This window comes from Glycomyces dulcitolivorans (assembly GCF_003265355.1).
Classification (GTDB): domain Bacteria; phylum Actinomycetota; class Actinomycetes; order Mycobacteriales; family Micromonosporaceae; genus Glycomyces; species Glycomyces dulcitolivorans.
The window spans coordinates 1-4,023 of record NZ_QFRW01000165.1; the positions used below are offsets into that span (position 1 = coordinate 1).

The following is a 4,023-nucleotide window of genomic DNA, read 5'->3' on the forward strand; positions in this document are numbered from 1 at the left end:
CGCGGTTGCCCGAGAGGGTCAGGACGAGGCGGTCGACCGGGCCGATGCCCGCCGCCAGCGCGGCGACCGCGTCGGCGTCGGCGGCGTCGAGGACGTGGCCCTCGGCGCCGGTCGCGGCGACGGCCTCGTCGAGCCGCTCCTTGTTCCGGCCGGCGATGTGGACCGCGTCGCCGCGGGCCTTGAGCTGCTGCGCGACCGCCAGACCGACGCCCGACGTGCCGCCGATGACCAGTGCTGTGGACATGAGAACTCCTTTTTCGAGACGTAGCGTCTCGACAACCGTAGCACCTTTCCTAGACGCGCCGTCTCGGCAACGGGTAGGCTGGCGTCATGACGAACGCCACCAGGGCCGCCTCCGGCCGCCGGCGCAACGAGGAGGCGCGGCTCGCGATCCTCACCGCCGCTTACGAACTCACCGCCGAGCTCGGCTACCAGGACGTCACCGTGGAGCGGATCGCCGCCCGCGCCGGCTCGGGCAAGCAGACGGTCTACCGCTGGTGGCCGACCAAGGCCGACGTCCTGCTGGAGGCCCTGGTCCTCAAGGCGGACCTGAAGGTCTCGACCGCCGACCAGGGCTCGTTCGCCGCGGAGCTGGACACCTTCCTGCTCGACTCGGCGGCGCTGATGGCGTTCCCCGGGGTGGTGCCGATCCTGCGCTCGGTCATGGCCGAGGCCCAGCGGGACCCGGAGTTCCGGGTCCGCTTCCAGGACGGCTTCCTCGCGAAGCGAAGGGCCGCATTGGAGACAGTCGTCGACCGCGCCGAGGCGCGCGGCGACCGGCCCGCCCACTTGACGGCCGGGCTCGCCGCGGACCTGGTGTTCGGCCTCATCTGGTACCGCGTCCTGGCGACCGAGCGCCTGCTCGAACCCGGCGACGTCGACGCCGTGCGCGACCTGCTGACCGGGTTAGAACCGGATGTGACCGATCCTCTGACTAGCCGGTCGGCCGGGTGGCGGAGGCGAGCGGGGGTTTTACGATTGCGCCATGAAGGTCTGGATCCCCCACGAGGCAGGGCTGGCATACCTCGGCGACCTCCCCGCAGGCGTCGACGTCGAGATCTGGGAGGGCGGTGAGTTCCCCTCCGACCCGGCCGGCGTCCGGCTGCTGGTCCCGCCCGGCGGCGTGACGCCCGAGCAGGTGTTCGCCGATCTCCCCGGGCTCGACGCCGTGCAGTTGCTGAGTGCCGGCGCCGAGCAGTGGGTGCCGTCCATGCCCGACGGGATCGCCTTGTGCGACAACCGGGGTGCGCACACCGAGGCGACCGCCGAGTGGATCCAGACCGCGACGCTCGCCTCCATCCGGCGGTTCGACGCGTTCGCGCGGCTCCAGACCGGCCGCGAGTGGACGCCCAGGCGCACCGGGACGCTGACCGGGGCGACCGCGCTCATCGTCGGCGCCGGGTCGATCGGCGAGTCCGTGGCCAGGCGCTTCGCGGCGAGCGACACCGAGATCCTCAAGATCGCCCGCACCGCGCGGGCCGGCGTGCACACCCTCGACGACCTGCCCGACCTGCTGCCGAAGGCGGATGTCGTCGTGATCATCGTGCCGCTCACGCCCGAGACCGAGAACCTGGTGGACGCGGCGTTCCTCGCGCAGATGAAGGACGGCGCGCTCCTGGTGAACGCCGCCCGCGGCCGCGTGGTCAACACCGAAGCGCTCACCCGCGAGGTCGCGGCGGGGCGCCTGCGGTGCGCGCTCGACGTGACCGAGCCCGAGCCGCTCCCCGCCGACCACGAGCTGTGGGGCCTGGAGGGCGCGCTCATCACGCCGCACGTCGGCGGCGCCGTCGAGGGGTTCATCGAACGCGTCTATCCCCTTGTGGGCGAACAGATCCGTCACCTCGCGGCCGGGGAGCCCCTGGAGCACACCACCGAGAACGGATACTGAACCCCGACGGAAGGGGAACGGAATTGCCGACTGCGACGACGCGGCTCCTGATGATCCGCCACGGGCGGCGCACCGAGGGGCTCGACCGCGGGCTCACCGCCGAGGGCCGGGCGCAGGCCGAGGCGCTGCGGCACCGGCTGCGCCGCGAGTACGCGCTCGAACGGGGCACGCTCGCGGTCTACAGCAGCCTGCTGCCGCGCGCGGTGGAGACGGCGGAGTTCGTGGCCGCGGGGCTGCGGCAGGGCGCCGACGACGTGATCCAGGACTGCGACCTGTGCACCTACCACCTCCCGGCCGAGCTCGTCCCGGCCACCGGCGGCGGGGTGTACCTGCCGTTCGAGCAGGGCAACGAATCGTGGAGCGACCTGGTCAACCGGGTCGGCAAGGCGCTCTCGCGCATCGCCGCGCGCCATTCGGGGACGACGACGGCGATCGTCGCCCACGACTGCGTCGTCGAGGCGTCCCTTGTGGTCTTCGGGGCGCTGCCGCTGCTGCGGGCCTTCGACATCGCGGTCGACTACGCCTCGATCACCGAGTGGACGACCACCGACGACCCGGCCGCCGAATGGGACGCCGCGGCGTCCCCGTGGCCGCCCGCGCGCTGGCGCCTCGAACGCCTCAACGACACCGCGCACCTGGCGCGTTAGCGCCGGCCGATCGGCTCCTGCGCGTGGAGGCGGGCGGCGTCGGCCGCGGCCAGGCCCGCCACGTGGCCCTCGTAGTTGGTGATGCGGGTGGAGCGCCCGAACTTCAAGCGCGGGAACAGCTCCTCGGTGCGGGCGTCGACGCGCTGGTCGCGGTCGCGCATCACCGGGACGAGGTCGGTGCCGGTCTCCTCGGCGACCTCGCGCTCGGTGTCCTCGGCCGACTCGCGCAGCCGCTCGCCGATGCGCATCGCGAACGAGGCGAGGAACGACTGCCGGAACGAGCGGGTCTGCGACTTGCCGCGCTTGGCCGAGACGGAGCCGACCCGGGCCATCGCGGCGGTCGCCTGGACCAGCAGCGAGTGGTACAGCAGCTCGACCGAGCGCAGGTCGGCGCGGTCGCCGATGAGGGTGGTGAAGCCGCCGTCGGGCCAGTACACGGACCGGCAGTGGTTGGCGTCGGCGATCTGCGCGATCAGCTCGGACTTGGGCTGCTCGTAAGGCCGCTCGATGACCACGCGCAGCGCCTCGGGCTCGCGCTTCTCCTCGACGGTCTCGGCGAGCAGGGCCTCGTTGATGCTGTGCCGGGCGATGAGCTGCTGGGCCTTGGCGGTGAACGCCTCGGCCTCGGCGTCCGAGTCCGTGGACTCGGCCTTCGCCAGGAGCGCCCGGATCTTCTGGTACTCGCGGGAGGACTCGGCCACGCCCAGGGCGTGCGCGATCAAGGGCGTGCCGGGCAGCGGCTCGACGCGCGGGATCTTCGGGAGCGCGCTGAGCAGGTCGAGGGCTTCGAGGACGGCGGCCCACAGGACGATCCGGTCCCAGCGGCCCAGGCCAGCGCACGCCTCGGCGACGCCCGCGTCGGAGACGGTGGCGGCGAGCTCTTCGCGGTGGACGTTCCAGCGGTCGCTCAGCTGCGTCTCGTCGTAGCGCTTGAGCTGGCCGCGCATCAGCACGGCCCCGGCCTGCGCGGCCTCGGCGCTGAGCGACTTCTTCAGGGTGCTGGACACCTCGCGGGGCATCCAGCCCCACTCCCAGGCGCGCAGGACCGCGTCGTCGCCGAGTTCGCCGAAGGCGCGCGCCAGCGCGGCGGGCCAGCCCGCGTCGTCGGAGGCGCCTTCGAGGTCGGAGGCGGCGTCGACCCAGTCGTGGTGGGCGTTCCGGGCGCGTTGGAGGACGCCGAGCACCAGGTACCGCGCGCGGCCTGCCGGCGGCAGCCCGCTGAGTTCGTCCTGTTGCATTGATCCCCCGATGTCGCGATCGCGAAAGACCGAGTCTACCGGCGGATTCGGCGGATCGCCGATGACGGCGGCCACCATCGGGCGGTCGGTCAGAGGGCGTCGAGGGCGGTCAGGGCGATGTCGGCGGCGCGGCGCATGTCGGCCGCGGTGGTGGCGGGGTCGTCGCCGTCGCGGAGGCTGGCCATGGCGGCGGCGCTGACGGCGCCGACCGCGGCGCCGACGACGGCGGCCGCGCTGGTGCGGTCGAGCC

Annotated in this window: 5 protein-coding genes; 3 read left to right on the forward strand and 2 right to left on the reverse strand. The window is 73.2% G+C overall.

Translation table 11 applies throughout. The features are described from left to right. Positions 1-244: SDR family NAD(P)-dependent oxidoreductase (locus DI269_RS13510; RefSeq protein ID WP_115509848.1), on the reverse strand; the 244-nt coding region annotated here is incomplete at its 3' end. Positions 245-330: 86 nt separating this feature from the next. Between DI269_RS13510 and DI269_RS13515 the strand changes: the two genes are divergently transcribed. From DI269_RS13515 to DI269_RS13525, 3 genes are read left to right on the forward strand one after another with little or no spacing between them, the layout of a single operon-like run. Beyond that, a complete protein-coding gene (locus DI269_RS13515; RefSeq protein ID WP_112136690.1) occupies positions 331-1,074 on the forward strand; it encodes a TetR/AcrR family transcriptional regulator in 744 nt (247 codons plus the stop codon). Next, positions 986-1,888, forward strand: a complete 903-nt coding sequence (locus DI269_RS13520; protein WP_112136692.1) for a 2-hydroxyacid dehydrogenase — start codon at positions 986-988, stop codon at positions 1,886-1,888. The genes DI269_RS13515 and DI269_RS13520 overlap by 89 nt, the downstream gene beginning before the upstream one ends. A gap of 23 nt (positions 1,889-1,911) precedes the next feature. Further along, positions 1,912-2,535 carry a histidine phosphatase family protein gene (locus tag DI269_RS13525; protein ID WP_157974971.1) on the forward strand — a complete coding sequence of 208 codons (624 nt, stop codon included), beginning with the start codon at positions 1,912-1,914 and terminating at the stop codon, positions 2,533-2,535. On the opposite strand, the gene DI269_RS13530 is transcribed toward DI269_RS13525, so the two are convergent. Continuing rightward, the gene (locus tag DI269_RS13530; protein ID WP_112136696.1) at positions 2,532-3,773 is read right to left on the reverse strand and encodes a DUF2786 domain-containing protein; all 1,242 of its coding nucleotides are present in this window, start codon (positions 3,771-3,773) and stop codon (positions 2,532-2,534) included. The two genes, DI269_RS13525 and DI269_RS13530, sit on opposite strands and share 4 nt — an antisense overlap. Between the last annotated feature and the right edge of the window lie 250 nt (positions 3,774-4,023).

What these genes read in the sequence shown, in the direction of transcription:
- DI269_RS13515 (WP_112136690.1), top strand. Translation starts at nt 331, where the DNA reads ATGACGAACGCCACCAGGGCCGCCTCCGGCCGCCGGCGCAACGAGGAG.
- DI269_RS13520 (WP_112136692.1), top strand. Translation starts at nt 986, where the DNA reads ATGAAGGTCTGGATCCCCCACGAGGCAGGGCTGGCATACCTCGGCGAC.
- DI269_RS13530 (WP_112136696.1), bottom strand. Translation starts at nt 3,773, where the DNA reads ATGCAACAGGACGAACTCAGCGGGCTGCCGCCGGCAGGCCGCGCGCGG.